This is a genomic window from Shewanella cyperi, assembly GCF_017354985.1.
Taxonomy (GTDB): Bacteria; Pseudomonadota; Gammaproteobacteria; order Enterobacterales; family Shewanellaceae; genus Shewanella; species Shewanella cyperi.
The window spans coordinates 339,458-358,593 of the sequence record NZ_CP071501.1 but is presented as its reverse complement, the minus strand read 5'-3'; the positions used below and the strand labels follow the sequence as shown (position 1 = coordinate 358,593).

The window sequence follows — 19,136 nt, the reverse complement described above, 5'->3', positions numbered from 1 at the left end:
GCATGCCAAGGGCGGCATCAAGTCAGTGGCGATGAGTTAGAGTGTTAACTCAAATCAAGAGCGGGCAGTGTACCCTCACAGACGTTCTTTGCAACAGCAGCAGGAAAAACAGCAGTAATCACTGGCTTTTCGCCTCCAAGGCAGTGACAAAATGAGCCAGATCACGGTTTGAAACTCAACCAGGTCGCCGAAGTCGATTCAGATGCTCTCCGAGTCATGACAGACACCCAACAACCGCAGCACCCAACAAATTGTATTTATTGAGCCGAAACCCAAAACAGCGCCAACACAAGTGTTCGCTGAACCAGGGAGTTATTTTCAGCATAATTCACTAGCTTCAATCTCCCTCCCTGCAAAAACTCAGACTATGAAAAACAAAAGGCCACTGTGACAGTGGCCTTAAGCGCAGAAAATAACAATATCAGCGGCGCCAGGCTGGGATCCTGCTCTCGTATTCGGCGATGGCGCTTTCGTGCGCCAGGGTCAGGCCAATGGCATCAAGGCCCTTAAGCAGATTCTGTCTAGCCGACTCCGCCAGGGTGAAACCGAACTCGGCACCGGATGGCGATATCACCTTGCAGTTTTGCAGATCCACAGTGATCTCTGCCCCTTCCTCTGCGACCACTTCATCCATCAATTGGCGCACAGCTTCCACCGGCAGCTTCACCGGCAGCAGGCCGTTGTTGATGGCATTGCCGTAGAAGATATCGGCGAAGCTTGGGGCAATAATGGCCCGCAGACCAAAATCGGCCAGGGCCCAGGGCGCATGCTCACGACTGGAGCCACAGCCAAAGTTCTCCTGAGCCAATAAGATGGTGGCGCCGCGGTAACGGGGTTGATTCAGGCTGAAGTCGGGATTGGGCTCATTGCCCGCCTCGTCCAGGTAGCGCCAGTCGTGGAACAAATGCACCCCGAAACCATCCTTGGTGACCTTGGACAGAAATTGCTTGGGGATGATCTGATCCGTGTCGATATTGGCCGCATCTATGGCGACCGCCAGCCCCCTATGGGTAGTGAATGCCTGCATTGCTTATTCCTCCAGGGGTCTGTGAACACGGATATCGACAAAGTGACCTGACACAGCCGCAGCCGCAGCCATGGCAGGGCTCACCAGATGGGTACGACTGCCACGCCCCTGCCGTCCCTCAAAGTTGCGGTTACTGGTGGAGGCGCAGCGATCGCCGGGCTCGAGCCTGTCGTCGTTCATCGCCAGACACATGGAGCAACCGGGCAGACGCCACTCGAACCCGGCATCGAGGAAAATTTTGTCCAGTCCCTCGGCTTCCGCCTGCAGCTTCACCTGACCTGAACCGGGCACCACTATGGCGGTGACCCCGGCGGCCACCTTGCGGCCCTTGGCCTGGGCCGCTGCGGCACGCAAATCTTCGATGCGGGAGTTGGTACAGGAGCCGATAAACACCTTATTGATGCTGATGTCTGTCATGGGCGTTCCCGGGATCAGCGCCACGTACTCCAGCGCCTTTTGCATGCTGGCGCGGACCACGGGATTGGCCTCATCGGCGGGATTGGGCACCACCCCATCTATGGCCACCACCTGGCCCGGGTTGGTGCCCCAGGTCAGTTGCGGTGCGATAGTGGCCGCGTCGAGCACCACTTCGGCATCAAACACAGCATCAGCATCTGTCTTGAGCTCGCGCCAATCGCTGAGGGCCTGCTGCCAGGCGTCACCCTTGGGGGCAAACTCGCGACCTTCGAGGTAGGCAAAGGTAGTTTCGTCGGGGGCGACCATACCGGCCTTGGCCCCCATTTCGATGGCCATGTTGCACACAGTCATCCGGCCTTCCATGGACAAATCGCGAATCGCCTGACCGCAGAACTCCACCACATAACCTGTGCCGCCATCCATGCCGATTTTGCCTATGATGGCCAGCACTATGTCCTTGGCGGTAATGCCCTCGGCCACCTTGCCGCGCACCTCGATCTTCATGGTCTTGGCCTTGAGCTGACGCAGGGTTTGGGTGGCCAGCACATGTTCCACCTCCGAGGTGCCAATGCCAAAGGCCAGGGCACCGAAGGCACCGTGGGTGGCGGTATGGGAGTCACCACAGACGATAACAGTGCCGGGCAGGGTGATACCAAGCTCTGGCCCCATCACATGCACTATCCCCTGGTTGGGATGGTGAATATCGTACAGGCGCACGCCAAAGTCGCGGCAGTTCTCCGCCAGGGTTTCCACCTGGGTGCGGGCCATGGGACTCAGGGCCGCCAGGCTGGCACTGCGGGTACTGGTGTTGTGATCCATGGTGGCAAAGGTCTTTTCCACCGCCCGCGGTTGACGGCCGGCCATTTTCAGACCGCTGAAGGCCTGGGGTGAAGTCACCTCATGCACCAGATGGCGGTCAACATAAATGATGGGCGCTTCCCCAGTGGGCTCGGCCACCAGGTGGGCGTCCCACACTTTTTCATACAGAGTCTTTCCCATCAAACACCTTCCCGGATTGCGTCAGCGATAAAGTCGCCCATTTCTTTGGTGGATTTGGCCATATGCCGCTCGCTGGCATGCAGCAGCTCGCCGGTGAGATAACCGTTTTCCAGCGCCTTACCCACGGCGCGCTCGATACAGGCCGCGGCCTCTTCCTGCTGCAGACTGTGACGTAACATCAGCGCCGCCGACAGAATTTGCGCCACCGGATTGGCAATACCCTTGCCGGCGATGTCCGGCGCACTGCCACCGGCCGGCTCATACAGACCAAAACCGGAACCGTTCATGGAGGCCGAGGACAACAGGCCCATGGAGCCGGTCAGCATGGCAATCTCATCGGAAAGAATGTCGCCGAACAGGTTGGAGCACAGCATGACATCAAAATCAAAGGGCCGGCGCAGCAGCTGCATGGTGGCGTTGTCTATATAGATGTGCTCCAGGGTGACATCGGGGAAGTCTTTGGCGACTTCTTCCACCACTTCGCGCCACAGTACCGAGCAGGCCAGCACGTTGGCCTTGTCCACCGAGGTCACCTTGCCGCGGCGGCCACGGGCGGCCTCGAAGGCTATTTTGGCGATGCGGCGAATTTCGCGGCGGCTGTAGCGCATGGTGTCGAAGGCTTCTTCCTCTTCGCCCTCACCCTGACGCCCCTTGGGTTTGCCGAAATAGATGCCGCCGGTGAGCTCACGTACGCACAGCACATCAAAACCCTGGGATGAGATATCGGCCCGCAGCGGTGACATATGCTCCAGCCCGCAGTGCAACTTGGCCGGGCGCAAATTACAAAACAGCTCAAAATGGCCGCGCAGTGGCAACAGGGCGCCCCGCTCGGGCTGCTCATTGGGCGGTAAATGCTCCCACTTGGGGCCGCCCACAGAGCCGAACAGTATGGCATCGGCGGCCTCGCAGCCCTTGAGGGTCGCCTCAGGCAGCGGGCAGCCGTGGTTGTCTATGGCGATGCCGCCGACGTCGTATTCGCTGTACTTGATGTCCAGGCCAAAACGTGCCTCCACGGCACTGAGCACCTTACGGGCCTCGGTCATCACCTCGGGACCAATGCCATCCCCTGCCAATACGGCTATCTGAAAACTCATACGCCCCCCAATTCCCGGTTCAATTGAATTCGTTGTTTGCAATCGGCCACCTTGTCGGCGCGCCATGTCAGGTTCATTACATGCACCATGGCCTGGGCCGACGCTTCAACCACGTCGGTTGCCAGCCCCAGCCCGTGGAAATTACGGCCATCATAACGGGCGGTAATATCCACCTGCCCCAGGGCATTTTGACCTTCACCCTTGGCGCTCAGTTTGTAACTGTGAATATCTATGGTACGGCCGCTGGCCCGGGCAATGGCGTTGTAGGCAGCATCAACCGGGCCATTGCCCGTAGCCGCCTCTGTAATCACCGCGCCGCCCATATTCAGACGCACAGTGGCGGTGGCCATACCCTCGGTGGAGTCAGACTGCACCACCAACTGCTCCATGGTGTAAAAATCATCCTCTTCGGCCTGGGCCTCCATAAAGGCCAATGCCTCCAGATCATAGTCAAACACTTGGCCCTTGCGGTCTGCCAGCTTCAAAAACTCGGCATACAGGCTGTCCATATCGTAGTCATTGGGACCATAGCCCATGGCCTCCATACGGTGCTTGATCACATGGCGACCGGAGCGGGAGGTCATGTTCAGGTTATTGCGGTTCAGGCCTATGCTCTCGGGCGTCATGATCTCATAGGTATTTTGCGCCTTGAGCATGCCATCCTGATGAATGCCGGAGGAATGGGTAAAGGCGTTGCCTCCCACTATGGCCTTGTTGGCTTGGATGGGCATGTTGCACAGCTGGCTCACCAGGCTGGAGGTGCGGTGGATTTCCCGGGCGTTAATACCAGTATGCAGTCCCAGCAAATCCTTGCGGGTCGCCAGTATCATGGCGATTTCTTCCAGAGAACAGTTACCGGCACGCTCGCCAATGCCGTTCATGGTGCATTCTATCTGGCGCGCCCCCATCTGCACCGCGGCAATGGAGTTGGCCACGGACAAGCCCAGATCATCATGGCAATGCACTGAGATCACTGCCTGATCTATGTTGGGCACCCGGTTGAACAGGGTCTGAATAATGCCACCAAATTCACTGGGTACCGTGTAACCCACGGTATCGGGGATATTGATGGTACGGGCCCCGGCGCGAATGGCCGCTTCCACCATGCGGCACAGGTTATCCATCGGGGTACGACCGGCATCTTCACAGGAGAATTCCACATCATCGGTGAAGCGGCGGGCGTACTTGACCGCGCCCACGGCCATGTCCAGCACCTCATCGAAGGAACGTTTCAGCTTGCTCTCCACATGGATATTGGAGGTGGAGATAAAAGTATGGATGCGGAACTGCTCTGCCACCGACAGGGCCTGGGCGGCAGCGTCTATGTCTTTTTCCAGCGCCCGCGACAGGGCACAAACCCGGCTGTTTTTGATGGTGCGGGCTATGGTTTGTACCGATTCAAAATCCCCCGGAGAGGACACAGGAAAACCCACTTCCATCACATCCACCCCCAAACGCTCCAGCGCAAGGGCTATCTGCAGCTTTTCCTTTACCGACAGGCTGGCGGCCAGCGCCTGTTCGCCATCCCGCAAGGTGGTATCAAAGATGATGACTCTGTCTGACATTCCGTTTCTCCGTTTTCAAGCTGTTTGGGTTCCTGATTGGCGCTCAGAAACAAAAAACCCCGCGGGTTTGCGCGGGGTTTGGTGGATGCTTTGCCTGGTTAGCGAGCGTGCAACACTATTCCCTCCGCGCAGAATCTGCGAGAGAAAGAAGAAGGATGTTAAGTGTTAGCGTAATTTTATGCATAATATTTGGGTATTTATTCCAGATTGCGCCCTGCTGACCTGATTACTTTTAACCCGCCCCCCGATGAGTGTCAACCCCAATAATTTTCAACATCGGCACCGCGATAACGGCATGGAGATTGGGAAAGTGCGCAACCTGAGCCGTAATTCAAGTATGATCCACAGGGCCAATTAGTTGGATTTATGCACAATTGTCACAAAAGTTGTTATACTGCCGCGAAATTTTCTCACCTCACATTTTTGCCCTTATTGGATCGGAGCCCGAATGGATTTTCGCCCCCTGCTTCTTGGTTTATTGCTGTGGTGCCCGGCGCTGCTGGCCAGCACAGAAGCCACCATGGATGAGATCAACACCCTGCTGTATCAATATCCCCAGCAGGCCAATGAGCAATTGATCCAACTGGAGCAGACCCTGGCACAAGCGCCTGCCGACGAGCAAACCCAATTGCGACTCTCTGCGCTAAAGTGTTTCACTTTACTGGAACTCGGCGAATTTCAGGCAGCCATCAATCTGGCACAGTGGGGTGATGCCAACGCAAAAAAGCTCGGACATGAGCAGGCAAGGCCCTATTTCCAAAGTTGCCTGGCAGACGGTTACTCCGGCTTTGACGATCTGGAACACGCCATGCCGCTGCTGGACAGCGCCATATCACTGGCCCGCCACCATCAGCAGCCCCAGGCACTGGTCACAGCCCTCAGGCTGAGAGGGCAGCTGGATACAGATAATGAAAACTATGGGTCTGCCATTGAAGATCTGCGTCTGGCATTGGATGCCTATGACGATGTACCGAGTCAACGCCAACACTGGACCTGGCCTCCCAAGCCTTACTTGCTCGCCGCCATGGGCAATCTGCTTTATTCCAGTGGTGATTTGACTCGAGGATTGGAATACAACCAGCAAGGTCTTGAAGATGACACCGCAAAAGGAAAAATTCGCCAGGTTCTGCTAATCAACTCCGCCAGGGCGGCCTTAACCCTTAAAAATTACAACCTGTCAGCAAGTCTTCTGAAACAAGCCAAACAGCTATTACCAGAGATAAAGTCAACCAAAGATCTGGCAACCAGTTATGCCACTATTGCTTCCATTGAGCTGGAATTGGGCGACATTGGCAATGCACAGGACATGCTGAGACTGGCACTGAACACCTTCGATCATGAAAATAACTCATTGAATGCTATGCGGGTCCACAGACTGCTGGCCAAGAGTTATTTGATGCAGGGACAGCAAAAGCAAGCCAGAGCCGAATTGGAAACGGTGATCAAGATTACTGAAGATAAAGAACGCTATAACGAACTCGATATTGCCCTGACCATGTTGGCTCAAACTTATGCGGATGCCGGCGACTTCAAATCTGCCTACGCGCTGTCACAACGCGCTGCAACTGCTGCTGCCAAGGCCAATACCAGTACGAATGCCGCCAGAATTTTGCAATACAAGGCTCGCTTGGCACAGCAGTCGACAGCCAACACCCAGGCAGAATTGATTGAAGAGGATCTGCAGCAAAAATACCGGTTCAACTGGCTGTACGCCACCATGCTGATGCTGACCCTGATATTGGTCGCCGTGGCGCTGGCATTGTTTGTCCGCAGTGGCCGCCCCCAGACAGCACCGCAAAATGCCGTCAGCGATAAGGCGCAAACCGGTATGGAACGGTTGGAAAATGCCATGCAGCATGCCAAACGTGGCAACTATCCGCTGTCGGTCCTTTTGCTGGAGGTATCGGGCGCAACTGAATCTCAGCTGGAACAACTGCGTTCCCGATTGGAGCAATCCCTCAGGGAAACCGACGCCATAGTGGCTTTAGGGGCTGAAGACTGGCTGGTACTTTTACCCTACACCAGTAACAAGGGACTGGAGCGGGTGATGGCGCAACTCAGCCCTTTGCTGAATACAGGTACCCGAGCCGTCGGCCATGCCAGCTTGCAACAATTTGACAGCTGCGCCTCGCTGCTGAAACGCGCCAGTTGCCGCGGGTTGAGTCAGTCCTCGCTGGCCTAGCAAGGTTGCTTATTCGCCACTGAGATAAGCGGCAATCTCGTCAAGAAAGGCGTCGCCAAAGCGGCTGAGCTTGCGCTCGCCGACGCCATTGACCGCCAGCAACTCCGCCGCGCTTTTGGGCAGCATAAAGGCCATTTCGGCCAGAGTCGCATCGTTGAACACCAAATAGGGCGGCAGGTCATGCTCCTCGGCTATGGTGCGACGCAAATGTTTCAGGCGGGCAAACAGCTTACGATCGTAATTGAGGGGCGCACGGCTGCTTTTGCGCTGTGGGATCTGTGCCAGGGACACTCTGGGTTCCGCCAGCATCAGGGCCATTTCCCCTTTGAGTACCGCCCTGGCCGCCGGATTGAGCCTGACCGACGATCCCCGGGTAATATCCTGGCTGGCGAGCCCCAGATGAATTAACTGGCGGGTCACACTGAGCCAGTGCTCCGGACTCTTGTCTTTGCCTATACCCCAGGTGGACAACTTGTCATGGCCCTTGTCCACCACACCCGAGGCTTTTGAGCCCCTGAGCACCTCAATCAAATGCTGAATGCCAAAGCGTTGATTCAACCGGTAGATGCAGGAGAGCACCTTCTGGGCATCCTCGGTACCGTTATAGCGCTTGGGTGGGTCGAGGCAGATATCGCAGTTACCACAGGGCTCCAGGGCCGGCTCATCGAAATAATGCAGCAGCACCTGGCGCCGACAGGTTTGCGCCTCGGCAAAGGCCGCCATGGAGTAGAGCTTGTGGAATTCTACCTGTTGCTGCGGCCCCGGCTCCTGCTGTTCGATTAAGTGACGCACCCGACCTATGTCACCCGGGTCAAACAACATTAAAGCCTCGGCCTCCAGGCCATCACGGCCCGCTCTTCCGGTTTCCTGGTAATAGGCTTCAATGCTCTTGGGAATGTCATAATGCACCACGAAGCGCACGTTGGACTTATTGATCCCCATGCCAAAAGCCACAGTCGCCACCACCACATCGATTTGATCTTTCAGAAACCTGTCCTGAACGCTGGCCCTTTCTTCCTGGGTCATGCCGGCGTGGTAGCCCTCGGCGAAACATCCCTGCAGCCGCAAGCGCTCTGCCACTTCATCAACCCGGCGACGACTGCTGCAATAGACTATGCCACTGACGCCTTTCCTTGCTGCGATGAATTGCTTTAATTGATTTCCTGCATTGAGCTTTTCAACCACTGTATAGCGGATGTTGGGTCTGTCGAAGCTCGATAGCTGCTGATGGGGGTTAATCTGCAACTGCTCGCAGATGCTGCTGCGGGTCGCCAGATCGGCGGTCGCCGTCAATGCCATGATGGGCACACCGGGAAAGGTCTGCCGCAGTCGTCCCAGGGCCGCGTATTCGGGGCGGAAATCATGGCCCCACTGGCTGATGCAGTGAGCCTCATCTATGGCAAACAGACTGATGTGCATATCACCGAGCCGGTCGAGAAAATCCGCCTGCAGCAGGCGCTCGGGTGAGACATACAAGAGTTTAAGCTCGCCGTGGCGCAGCTGCCTGAGCACTTCTATGCTTTGCTCCCGTGGCTGGGATGAATTGAGAAAGGCGGCGGCCACTCCGGACTGCAGCAGGCTGTCGACCTGATCTTTCATCAGGGAGATCAGCGGCGATACCACCAGCGCGACTCCGGGTAACACCAGCGCCGGCACCTGATAACACAGGCTCTTGCCACCGCCGGTCGGCATGATCACCAGGCAATCCTGCCCTTGGCACAGCCGTTCAATGACTTCCCGCTGGCCGGGGCGAAACTCACGGTAGCCAAATACCTGGTGCAGGCATTGAGCTAAAGCGTCTTCGGTGGCAGGAGTAGTTTGAAGATCCATGGGACAGCTTAAATATCAAAAGGAGCCCAATTCTAAAGTACCTGACAGCCCCTGTCTTGCCCAAATTCGGTCTATGTTTGAAGCTTGCCCGGGACCCGGTTGTCGTTCGCTAAAACCGGGCAGCGGGCTTGTGGCTGGCCAATGACCCACTTACAATGCCCTTCCTCCCAAAGATTTCAGGACTTTCGCAGATGCACACAGCCGAAAGCGAGCACCGCAAGGGCATATTTCTGGCCATTGGCGCTTACACCATGTGGGGCTTCGCGCCCTTGTATTTCAAACTGATAGCAGCCGTTCCCGCCACCGAAATTCTGCTGCACAGGATCATCTGGTCCTTTTTCTTCACCGCGCTGCTGATGGTGTTCATCGGTGGTTTCGAGCGCCTGCATCAGCTGCTGCGTCAACCAAAACGCCTAGCCGTGCTGCTGTTAACCTCGACCTTGATTGCCGGCAACTGGTTGTTGTTTATCTGGGCGGTTAACAATGACCATATGCTGGATGCCAGTCTCGGCTATTACATCAATCCCCTGTTTAACGTCTTGCTCGGTATGCTATTTTTGGGCGAGCGCCTGCGCAGATTGCAGTGGCTGGCGGTGGGCTTGGCAACCATAGGGGTGATGATCCAGGTGATTTCCTTTGGCTCTGTGCCTGTGATATCCCTGGCCCTGGCGGGCTCCTTTGGTCTTTATGGCCTGCTGCGCAAGAAAGCCAATGTGGATGCCAAGACGGGGCTATTGGTAGAAACCGCTATTCTGATGCCAGTGGCACTGATCTACCTAATGCTTACCACGAGCAGTGCCAGCATGTTGACCAATACCTGGACGCTGAACCTGCTGCTGATGGCTGCGGGTGTGGTCACCACGGCGCCCCTGCTGTGTTTCGCCGGCGCAGCTGTACGTATCCCCTTGTCCATGCTGGGCTTCTTCCAATACATAGGCCCCAGCATCATGTTTATATTGGCGGTCAGCCTGTTCAACGAACCTTTTGATATAGAAAAAGGCGTTACCTTCGGTTTTATCTGGAGCGCATTGGCGATTTTCACCCTGGACATGTTCAGGCGGCGCAGAAACTAAAAGCCCGTCGCAGGATTGAAATAACAAACAACCCGCCTTGGCGGGTTGTTTGTTATGGGATGTAGAGAGGTTACTGCAGATACAGTGTTTACTGCAGATCCAGCGCCAGGATCTTGGAGCGGCGTTGGTAGTTGTACAGTTGCTTCTTCTTGGTCGGCAGGGCGTCGACCTCCACCAGATTAAAGCCGTGCTCCAAAAACCAGTGAATGCTGCGGGTCGTCAGGGCAAACAATCTGGAATACCCACGCACCCTCGCCTGACCTATGATGTTCTTCAGCAGCAGGCTGCCCCGGTCGGCATCGCGATAATCGGGATGCACCACCAGACAGGCAAACTCGCCGGCGTTGTCCTCTTCAAAGGGATACAAGGCGGCACAGCCGATCACCAGGCCATCACGCTCGATCACCATAAATTGCTCAATCTCGATTTCCAGCTGCTCACGGGAGCGGCGCACCAAGATCCCTTGCTCTTCCATGGGGCGGATGAGGTTGAGAATGCCACCTATATCGGCAATGGATGCCCGCCGCAGCCGTTCGGCGCTTTCGGTCACTATTTGGGTACCGATACCGTCACGGGAGAACAGTTCCTGCAACAGGGCGCCGTCTTCGAGATAACTTACCAGATGGCAACGGGGCACGCCCATGCGACAGGCATCGATACTGGCCTTGAGAAACGCCATGGTGCCAACACAGGCGGTGCCCTGCTCCTGCAGCTTGGTCAAAATCTTCTGGGCTTCGGTGGGCATCAGCTCGGCAATCACATCGCCGTCGCGGTCGAGAATACCGTTTTGGGCGCTGAAGCCAATCATCTTGTCGGCCTTGAGCTTGACCGCCACCTGAGTGGCAATTTCTTCGGCCGTCAGGTTAAAGCTTTCACCGGTCACAGAGGCCGCAATGGGGCCCATGAGCACTATGCCGTTATTATCCAGCTGGCGCCTTAATCCCTGGGTGTCAATTCTGCGGACCTTGCCCGACAGGCAAAAATCGACGCCATCTTCCACTCCAAGCGGCTGGGCAATCACAAAGTTGCCGCTGACCACATTGAGCTGGGCGCCTTGCATCGGGGTATTGGACAGGCTCATGGACAGGCGGGCGGTGATGTCGAATTGCAACACCCCGGCTACCTGCTTGATCACCCTTAAGGTGTCTTCGTCGGTGATCCGCACGCCATTGTGATAAGCCGGCGCGATACCATGCTGTTCCAGGGCGCCGTCTATCTGAGGCCTGGCACCATACACCAGCACAACCTTGATCCCCAGACTGTGCAACAGGGCCACATCGTTGATAATGGCGCGAAACTGTTGCTGGGCCAGGGCTTCACCACCCAGCATGACCACAAAGGTCTTGCCTCTGTGTGCATTGACATAGGGGGCGGAGTGACGAAATCCATCAACCAATTCGGTGGTACGCACTGACTTTAGTTACCTCGCAAAAACGTGGGCTGACACGGCTGTTTTTCCAGCATCACAGCACTGAGCATCACAGCACTGAATGAACGCGCAATTTTATTGCATTTAAATTCACATTGAAAGCATTTATTCTCAATTTGAGAGCAAAGGCGCAATAGCTAAAGACCCGTCGCCGTCATCACACAATTTACACTGCTTCGAGCCTTAACTACATGAATATAAAATTAAACATTGCGGCCTAAGTATAGTCCAAAAAAAAGCCCCTGCAATGCAGGGGCTTTTTGGGAAACCGGTTCAAGTAGTCTTACTTGATCTTGGCTTCTTTGTAGATAACATGCTGACGGATCACAGGATCAAACTTCTTGATCTCCATCTTTTCTGGCATGTTACGCTTGTTCTTGTCGGTAGTGTAGAAGTGACCAGTTTTAGCGCTGGAAACCAGCTTGATCTTCTCACGGTTACCTTTAGCTTTAGCCATTTTCTATTACACCTTCTCGCCACGGGCACGAAGTTCAGCGATAACGACTTCAATGCCTTTCTTGTCGATGATGCGCATACCCTTGGTGGAAACGCGCAGTTGTACGAAACGCTTTTCGCCTTCTAACCAGAAACGATGGTTTTGCAGGTTAGGTAAAAAACGACGACGAGTCGCGTTCTTTGCGTGCGAACGGTTGTTACCAACCATTGGTCGCTTGCCAGTAACTTGGCATACTCTTGACATGTCAATCTTCTCCAAAAAACAATTTTAACGCTCGAGCATTAATGTACCTCGTATGGCCGTCGCCCGAGGCACAAAGAGGGCGCATTTTATACACGAATGGCAGGGTGAGATCAAGCAATAGATCAACTTATCCACCCGCGCTCGGCAAAGGAGACTATCTCCCGATCGCCAACAACCATATGGTCCAACACAGGCACGTCTATGGTTGCCAAGGCATTTTTCAATCTTTCGGTGATCCGTCTGTCGGCCTGACTGGGCTCAGCCACCCCGGAAGGATGATTATGACAAAGGATCACGGCTGCCGCTTTTTTCTCCAGCACCAAGGCCACTACTTCCCTTGGATACACAGATGCTGCATCTATGGTGCCGCGAAAAAGCTCCACAAATTGGATCAGCCTGTGCTGGCTATCCAGCAGCAACAGGGCAAACACCTCATATCCCCTGTCCGTCAACTGACTCAGCAAATAGTGACGGGTCAGGTCCGGGCTGGTCAGCACCTGCCCACGCAACAGGGACTCGGCAGCCAAACGTCGCGACAGCTCGGCCGCTGCCTGCAACTGGGCGTATTTTACCGGTCCCAGCCCCGGGAGTCGACACACATGTGCTTTGGATGCCGACATTAACCCCCGCAGTCCACCGAATTCGATGATCAGCTGCCTGGCCAAATCCAGGGCACTGTGTCCCTGCAGGCCATTACGCAACAATACCGCCAGCAATTCGGCATCGGACAGTACAGATGCGCCCCGCTCCAACAGTTTTTCCCGCGGGCCTTCGCCCCGGGGCCAGTCTTTCATGCCCATAGTCACACTCCCTGTGGCCATCAATATTCCCTTCGGCGCTCACTACAGGCCAAGGCTTTATGGTATCGTTGACGCTTGTTAATTTTAGCCGGAATGGATCTGTGAGCCTGACAAATCGCAAAATTTTGCTGGGTATCGGCGGAGGCATAGCAGCCTACAAGAGTGCCGATCTGGTCAGGCGCCTCAAAGAGCGGGGCGCCGAAGTGAAGGTGGTGATGAGCCGCAGTGCCTGTGAATTTATCACCCCACTGACATTGCAGGCACTCAGCGGTTTTCCCGTGGCCATGGATCTGCTGGATCCCGCCGCCGAGGCCGCCATGGGCCACATAGAGCTGGCACGCTGGGCCGACATGCTGCTGATTGCTCCGGCCACCGCCAACCTTATTGCCCGTCTGCGCGCAGGCATGGCCGATGAACTGATCACCACGGCCGCTCTGGCGACCTCGGCCCCCGTGGTGCTGTGCCCGGCCATGAACCAACAGATGTACGCCAATGCGGCCACCCAGGACAATCTGGCGACACTCGCTAACCGCGGCATGACAATATGGGGGCCGGGCAGCGGCAGTCAGGCCTGCGGCGAAGTCGGCCCTGGCCGAATGCTGGAGCCTCTGGACATCGCCGAGCGTGCCGAGCAGTTTTTTGCCCCCAAGCTGCTTGCCGGGTCCAAATTGATGATCACCGCCGGGCCCACCCGTGAGGCCATAGATCCTGTGCGTTATATCTCCAACCACAGCTCGGGCAAGATGGGTTATGCCCTGGCGCAGGCAGCCAGCGCCATGGGCGCCGAGGTGACCCTGGTGAGCGGTCCCGTAAACCTGGCAACCCCTGCGGGCGTGAAGCGGATAAACGTCGAATCGGCCCAGCAGATGCTCGATGCCGTATTGGCGGACATCAATGGCCAGGACATATTCATCGGCTGCGCCGCAGTAGCCGACTATCGCATTGCCGAAGTGGCAGAGGGCAAGATTAAAAAGTCCAGCGAGACCATGTCCCTTGCACTGGTACGCAATCCTGATATCTTAGCCACGGTCGCGGCCCGCAATCCCAAGCCCTTTACCGTGGGCTTTGCCGCCGAAACCCACGAGGTGGAAACCTACGCCAGAGATAAACTCCAGCGCAAAAACCTCGATATGATTGCCGCCAATGATGTGTCCATCCCCGGGCTCGGTTTCAATGCCGATCAAAATGCCCTTAGGGTTTTCTGGCAATCGGGCGCCGAAGACTTGCCGGCAACCGATAAGCTGTCACTGGCCAATCAATTGCTTTCCCTGATAGTGAAACATAAAAATAATCCATGAAAACACCGATAGAACTGAAAATCCTCGACTCACGCATCGGCTCGGAATTTCCGCTGCCGGCCTATGCCACTCCGGGCAGTGCTGGCATGGACCTGCGCGCCATGCTGGACACCCGTTTAACCATAGCGCCCGGTGAAACCGTCCTTATTCCAACAGGTATCGCCATTCATGTGGCCGATCCGGGTTTGGCGGCTGTCATTCTGCCGCGCTCGGGTATGGGTCATAAACACGGCATAGTGCTCGGTAATCTGGTGGGGCTTATCGACTCGGATTATCAGGGGCCCCTGATGGTGTCCTGCTGGAACCGTGGCAGCGAACCCTACACTCTGGAAATCGGCGATCGTCTGGCGCAACTGGTGTTTGTGCCTGTTGTTCAGGCGCAATTCAAACTGGTGGATGAATTTGACACCTCTTCACGGGGCGAAGGTGGTTTTGGCCATTCCGGCACCCGCTGATGTCTGTAGTAGCAGTAGAGTGAAGGACGCCGTAATGGCCATCAAAGAAAAAATCAATCGCCGGGATCATATTCTCCAGTGCCTGGCGCAGATGCTGGAAACCAGCCCGGGACAACGCATAACCACGGCCAAGCTGGCCGCCGAGGTGGGCGTATCGGAAGCGGCCCTTTACCGCCACTTCCCCAGCAAGGCCCGCATGTTCGAAGGTCTTATCGAGTTTATTGAAGAGTCGCTGCTGTCGCGCATTAACCTCATCATGGACGACGAAAAAGACACCATGCGCCGTTGCCAGTTGGTGCTGCAACTGCTGTTGTTGTTTGCCGAGCGCAATCCCGGCATCTCCCGAGTGCTCAGCGGCGACGCCCTGCTGGGCGAAAATGAACGCCTGCGGGATCGCATCGGCACCCTGTTCGCCAAAATAGAAACCCAGCTCAAGCAAATACTGCGGGAAAAGACCCTGCGCGAAGGCAAGGGCTTCAATCTGGACGAAGGCATTCTGGCCAACTTATTACTGGCCTTTGCCGAAGGCCGCATCGCCCAATACATCCGCAGCGAGTTTAAAATAAAGCCCACCACCCATTTTGATGAGCAGTGGACCTTTATTCAGCAACAGTTGCTACAGAGTTAACTCACTCATAAAAAGGATGGCATCGCCATCCTTTTTCTTTTCCACACCAAACCTTTGTATTACACTCGCCTCGAAAATCTAACACATCATACAAGGACGTCACATACCAATGCACAGACTTATCTGCGCCTTATTGCTGGGCCTCAGTACGGCATCATATGCAATGACACAGGAAGAGACTTTTGCCCGTCCCAGCCAATATTCTAATGTTAAATTATCACCAGACGGCACCTACTTGAGCGCTATCATGATCAATGAAGGCAAAGCTAAGCTGGTGATTTTAGACACGGAGACACTTAATTTTAAACATGCCGTATTTTTCCCTGGAAATGCACAAGTCGGCGACTACGAATGGGTCAATGGTGAGCGCATCGTTTTGGCAAAAGAGTACCTTAAAGGATGGAGCGATGTGCCTCAGTATTACGGCGAACTTTTTGCGGTCAATGCAGATGGCAGCAAGGCCACCTATTTATTTGGCTATAACAATGGCCAACAACAAACAGGCTCTCACCTGAAGAAGAATACGGCCATCAATGCCACGGCTTTTATTCTTGACCCATTAAAAAATGATAAAAAGAACATGTTGGTCAAAGCCTTTTCCTGGAACACTTCCGGACCGCTTTTAGAAACACCAGCCGATGTCTACAAAGTGGATGTCTACCGTGGCATCAGACGTAAAATTACTACAGCCCCAATCAGTTACGCCGAGTTTTTACCAGATGATGAGGGTGATGTCCGTTTCGTCTCGGGTATTGATCGCAATAATAAAACCCAAGTCTACTACCGGGAGGATGGGGATTGGCTCCAGAGCAAAAACTTGGATTTGCAATTGAAAAACTTTCGGCCTTTGTCATTTGCTGACAGCGGAGATGTCATTTATGCCGCAGGTACTGAATCAGGTCAAACGCAGGGAATATATAGAATAGATCTGAAGAAAGGCGAAAAAACTAAGATCATTCAGGACGCAAAAGTCGATCCGGATAAATACTGGATTAATGGCCAAACCAAGCAGTTGTACGCCATTGAATTCGCTGATGGTTATCCCACCTATGCGTTTGTAAACCCGGAAGATGAACGGGCCAAGTTGATGAAGAATCTGCTTACCGCACTTCCCGGGCACCAAGTGCGAATTGTCAGCGAAGATGACAAAGGTGAGTTGATGGTGATCGCCGCCTTTAATGATCGTAATCCCGGTGATTACTACTTGTTTAACAGCAAGACCAACAAACTGCGCTATCTGGTCTCAGTCAATAATGCCGTGGATCCAGAGAAGATGGCCGAGGTTAGACCCTTTAAAGTTATTGCCCGGGATGGCACTCAAGTTCAGGCTTACCTGACCATTCCACCCGGATCGGAAGGGAAAAGCCTGCCCTTGGTGGTCAACCCCCATGGTGGTCCCCACGGTCCCAGGGATTACTGGGCATTTGATCCACAGAACCAATTGCTGGCCAGCAATGGCATAGCGGTTCTGCAAGTCAATTTCCGAGGCTCGGGAGGATATGGTGAAACGTTTGAATCAGCAGGTTACCGCAAATGGGGTTCTGACATTCAATATGACATCATTGATGCCACTCAACAGTTAATTGCAGAGGGCACCGCAGATAAGAATCGTATCTGTATCGTGGGAGGAAGCTTTGGCGGCTACAGTGCCCTGCAAAGCTCTATTCTGGCCCCGGATCTGTTCAAGTGCGCGGTAAGCTTTGCCGGCATTTACGACCTGGAAATGATGTTTGAAGAGGGTGACGTACAGCAACGGGCGTCCGGCCGAGCATACTTGAAGGACGTTCTTCCCAAGGACAAGGCCACCTTGCAAGCCATGTCTCCGGTGCATAACGTTGACAAGCTCAAGGCAAAGCTGCTGCTGGTGCACGGTGGCAAAGATGAACGAGCCCCAATAGAGCAATTCGAAGCTCTGGAAGATGCGTTGAAGGCCCGCAATTATCCGTATCAGACCCTGGTGATGGATAACGAAGGCCACGGTTTCTACAATGAAACCCACAGGGCCAAGTATTACTCGGAACTTTTGCTGTTCCTTAAAGCCAACCTCAAGCTCTAATAGCTTAGCGTACATCCCAAAAGGCCGTCCCATGGGGCGGCCTTTTCATGGGCTGACGTGCGAATTTAGTATGAATTTGCAGCAAATGAGAGTATCCTCCCGCTTCCGCATTTCGGCCGACTGTCTGTTCCGGTCGAATGCCTGCGGAGGATGGCGGCGGCCGACCGCGTCCCGTTAAGTGGTGGAGGAAACAATGGCAATTACCGAAGCAGCAATTCAGGTTCAATCAGCACTGCTGGAACACGGCTTGGAAACCCCCATGGTTCCCTGCGGTCTCAGCAGCGAAGAGCGCAAGAGCAAGATCGAAGAGCACATGAAGGCCATTTTGAGCCTGATGTCTTTGGATCTGCGTGATGACAGCCTGGCCGACACTCCCCGCCGTATCGCCAAGATGTATGTGGACGAAATTTTTTCCGGTCTCGATTACCAAAATTTCCCCAAGATCACCGTCATAGACAACAAGATGGGCGTGGACGAAATGGTGCGGGTGCAGGACATCAGCCTGACCAGTACCTGCGAACATCATTTGGTGACCATAGACGGCATGGCTACCGTGGCCTACTTACCGCGTAAAAAGATCATCGGTCTGTCTAAGATCAACCGCATAGTGCGCTTCTTTTCCCAACGTCCCCAGGTGCAGGAGCGGCTGACCCAGCAAATTCTGGTGGCTCTGCAGACCCTGCTGGAAACCAAGGATGTGGCGGTCAAGATTGATGCCGTGCATTACTGCGTTAAAGCCCGCGGTGTGATGGACTCCACCAGCTCCACCACCACCACGGCCCTGGGCGGGATCTTCAAGTCCAATCCGGCCACCCGCGCCGAGTTCCTGCAAAAGAGCCGCTAAGCCGGCTCTCAAAATCAGGACAACAAAAAAGCCAGACTCAGGTCTGGCTTTTTGCTATCTGCACTTAGCGCCTTAGATGCCGTATTGCTCACGGTAGGCACGAACGGCCGCCAGTTCCTGCTCCCGGCCGGGCTTTTCGGCCAGATAGGCAATCAGGTCTTCAAGCTTGATAATGGCCACTATGCTGCAACCAAAATCCCGCTCCACTTCCTGAATGGCGGACAACTCACCCTTGCCCTTCTCCTGACGATCGAGGGCGATAAGCACACCGGCCAGGGTCGCGCCGTTGGCCTGGATGATTTCCATGGATTCGCGGATGGCGGTACCTGCGGTGATCACGTCGTCCACCAGCATCACCTTGCCCTTGAGCTCGCTGCCCACCAGGGTGCCACCTTCGCCGTGGTCTTTCTTTTCCTTGCGATTGAAGCAGTAAGGCACATCCACATCATGGTGCTCGGCCAAGGCCACAGCAGTGGTAGTCGCGATGGGAATACCCTTGTAGGCCGGGCCAAACAGCAAATCGTAATCTATGCCGGCATCCATCAGCGCCGCCGCATAAAAACGTCCCAGACGGGCCAGATCGCGACCGGTATTGAACAGGCCGGCGTTGAAGAAATAGGGGCTGGTACGACCCGACTTCAAGGTAAACTCGCCGAATCTCAGTACATTGCGCTCCAGGGCAAACTCAATAAACTCACGCTGATAGGCTTTCACAATCGCTCCTTTAAGGGTTAACTCG

17 protein-coding genes are annotated in these 19,136 nt (G+C 55.0%); 7 read left to right on the top strand and 10 right to left on the bottom strand.

Features of this window, described 5'->3' with window-relative positions:
- Positions 1 to 421: 421 nt before the first annotated feature.
- The 4 genes from leuD to leuA are packed head-to-tail and all read right to left on the bottom strand — an operon-like array spanning position 422 to position 5,102.
- Positions 422 to 1,027, bottom strand: a complete 606-nt coding sequence (gene leuD / locus JYB84_RS01545; protein WP_207321711.1) for a 3-isopropylmalate dehydratase small subunit — start codon at positions 1,025 to 1,027, stop codon at positions 422 to 424.
- 3 nt (positions 1,028 to 1,030) lie between these two features.
- Entirely contained in the window at positions 1,031 to 2,443 is a 1,413-nt protein-coding gene (leuC, locus tag JYB84_RS01540) for a 3-isopropylmalate dehydratase large subunit (RefSeq protein ID WP_207321710.1), read from the bottom strand.
- Complete coding sequence (gene leuB, locus JYB84_RS01535) at positions 2,443 to 3,537, bottom strand: 3-isopropylmalate dehydrogenase (protein WP_207321709.1); 1,095 nt, start codon at positions 3,535 to 3,537, stop codon at positions 2,443 to 2,445. Before leuB ends, leuC begins: the two co-directional genes overlap by 1 nt.
- Entirely contained in the window at positions 3,534 to 5,102 is a 1,569-nt protein-coding gene (leuA, locus tag JYB84_RS01530; RefSeq protein ID WP_207321708.1) for a 2-isopropylmalate synthase, read from the bottom strand. The genes leuB and leuA overlap by 4 nt, the downstream gene beginning before the upstream one ends.
- A 448-nt stretch (positions 5,103 to 5,550) precedes the next feature.
- Between leuA and JYB84_RS01525 the strand changes: the two genes are divergently transcribed.
- Positions 5,551 to 7,284 (top strand): GGDEF domain-containing protein, encoded by a 1,734-nt coding sequence (locus tag JYB84_RS01525; RefSeq protein WP_207321707.1) that lies wholly within the window; start codon positions 5,551 to 5,553, stop codon positions 7,282 to 7,284.
- Positions 7,285 to 7,293: 9 nt separating this feature from the next.
- On the opposite strand, the gene recQ is transcribed toward JYB84_RS01525, so the two are convergent.
- Positions 7,294 to 9,114, bottom strand: a complete 1,821-nt coding sequence (gene recQ / locus JYB84_RS01520; protein ID WP_207321706.1) for a DNA helicase RecQ — start codon at positions 9,112 to 9,114, stop codon at positions 7,294 to 7,296.
- Between the two features lie 191 nt (positions 9,115 to 9,305).
- Between recQ and rarD the strand changes: the two genes are divergently transcribed.
- Positions 9,306 to 10,187 (top strand): EamA family transporter RarD, encoded by an 882-nt coding sequence (gene rarD / locus JYB84_RS01515; protein WP_207321705.1) that lies wholly within the window; start codon positions 9,306 to 9,308, stop codon positions 10,185 to 10,187.
- A gap of 88 nt (positions 10,188 to 10,275) precedes the next feature.
- On the opposite strand, the gene argA is transcribed toward rarD, so the two are convergent.
- From argA to radC, 4 genes are all read right to left on the bottom strand, one after another.
- Complete coding sequence (argA, locus tag JYB84_RS01510) at positions 10,276 to 11,598, bottom strand: amino-acid N-acetyltransferase (RefSeq protein WP_207321704.1); 1,323 nt, start codon at positions 11,596 to 11,598, stop codon at positions 10,276 to 10,278.
- A gap of 301 nt (positions 11,599 to 11,899) precedes the next feature.
- Entirely contained in the window at positions 11,900 to 12,073 is a 174-nt protein-coding gene (gene rpmG / locus JYB84_RS01505) for a 50S ribosomal protein L33 (protein WP_011758450.1), read from the bottom strand.
- Between the two features lie 6 nt (positions 12,074 to 12,079).
- Positions 12,080 to 12,316 (bottom strand): 50S ribosomal protein L28, encoded by a 237-nt coding sequence (gene rpmB, locus JYB84_RS01500; protein WP_207321703.1) that lies wholly within the window; start codon positions 12,314 to 12,316, stop codon positions 12,080 to 12,082.
- Between the two features lie 122 nt (positions 12,317 to 12,438).
- A complete protein-coding gene (gene radC / locus JYB84_RS01495) occupies positions 12,439 to 13,116 on the bottom strand; it encodes a RadC family protein (protein ID WP_207321702.1) in 678 nt (225 codons plus the stop codon).
- 59 nt (positions 13,117 to 13,175) lie between these two features.
- On the opposite strand from radC, the gene coaBC reads away from it, so the two are divergent.
- The 5 genes from coaBC (at position 13,176) to folE (ending at position 18,397) form a co-directional block, all read left to right on the top strand.
- The gene (gene coaBC / locus JYB84_RS01490; protein ID WP_207321701.1) at positions 13,176 to 14,414 is read left to right on the top strand and encodes a bifunctional phosphopantothenoylcysteine decarboxylase/phosphopantothenate--cysteine ligase CoaBC; all 1,239 of its coding nucleotides are present in this window, start codon (positions 13,176 to 13,178) and stop codon (positions 14,412 to 14,414) included.
- Positions 14,411 to 14,869 carry a dUTP diphosphatase gene (gene dut / locus JYB84_RS01485; RefSeq protein WP_207321700.1) on the top strand — a complete coding sequence of 153 codons (459 nt, stop codon included), beginning with the start codon at positions 14,411 to 14,413 and terminating at the stop codon, positions 14,867 to 14,869. The genes coaBC and dut overlap by 4 nt, the downstream gene beginning before the upstream one ends.
- Before the next feature lie 34 nt (positions 14,870 to 14,903).
- Complete coding sequence (slmA, locus tag JYB84_RS01480) at positions 14,904 to 15,497, top strand: nucleoid occlusion factor SlmA (protein WP_207321699.1); 594 nt, start codon at positions 14,904 to 14,906, stop codon at positions 15,495 to 15,497.
- Positions 15,498 to 15,606: 109 nt separating this feature from the next.
- Positions 15,607 to 17,553, top strand: a complete 1,947-nt coding sequence (locus tag JYB84_RS01475) for an alpha/beta hydrolase family protein (RefSeq protein ID WP_207321698.1) — start codon at positions 15,607 to 15,609, stop codon at positions 17,551 to 17,553.
- A 193-nt stretch (positions 17,554 to 17,746) separates the two neighbouring features.
- Positions 17,747 to 18,397: a GTP cyclohydrolase I FolE gene (gene folE, locus JYB84_RS01470; RefSeq protein WP_207321697.1), complete on the top strand. Its 651-nt coding sequence runs from the start codon at positions 17,747 to 17,749 to the stop codon at positions 18,395 to 18,397.
- A 72-nt stretch (positions 18,398 to 18,469) separates the two neighbouring features.
- Here the strand turns inward: folE and pyrE are convergent, their stop codons facing one another.
- A complete protein-coding gene (pyrE, locus tag JYB84_RS01465; RefSeq protein WP_207321696.1) occupies positions 18,470 to 19,111 on the bottom strand; it encodes an orotate phosphoribosyltransferase in 642 nt (213 codons plus the stop codon).
- Between the last annotated feature and the right edge of the window lie 25 nt (positions 19,112 to 19,136).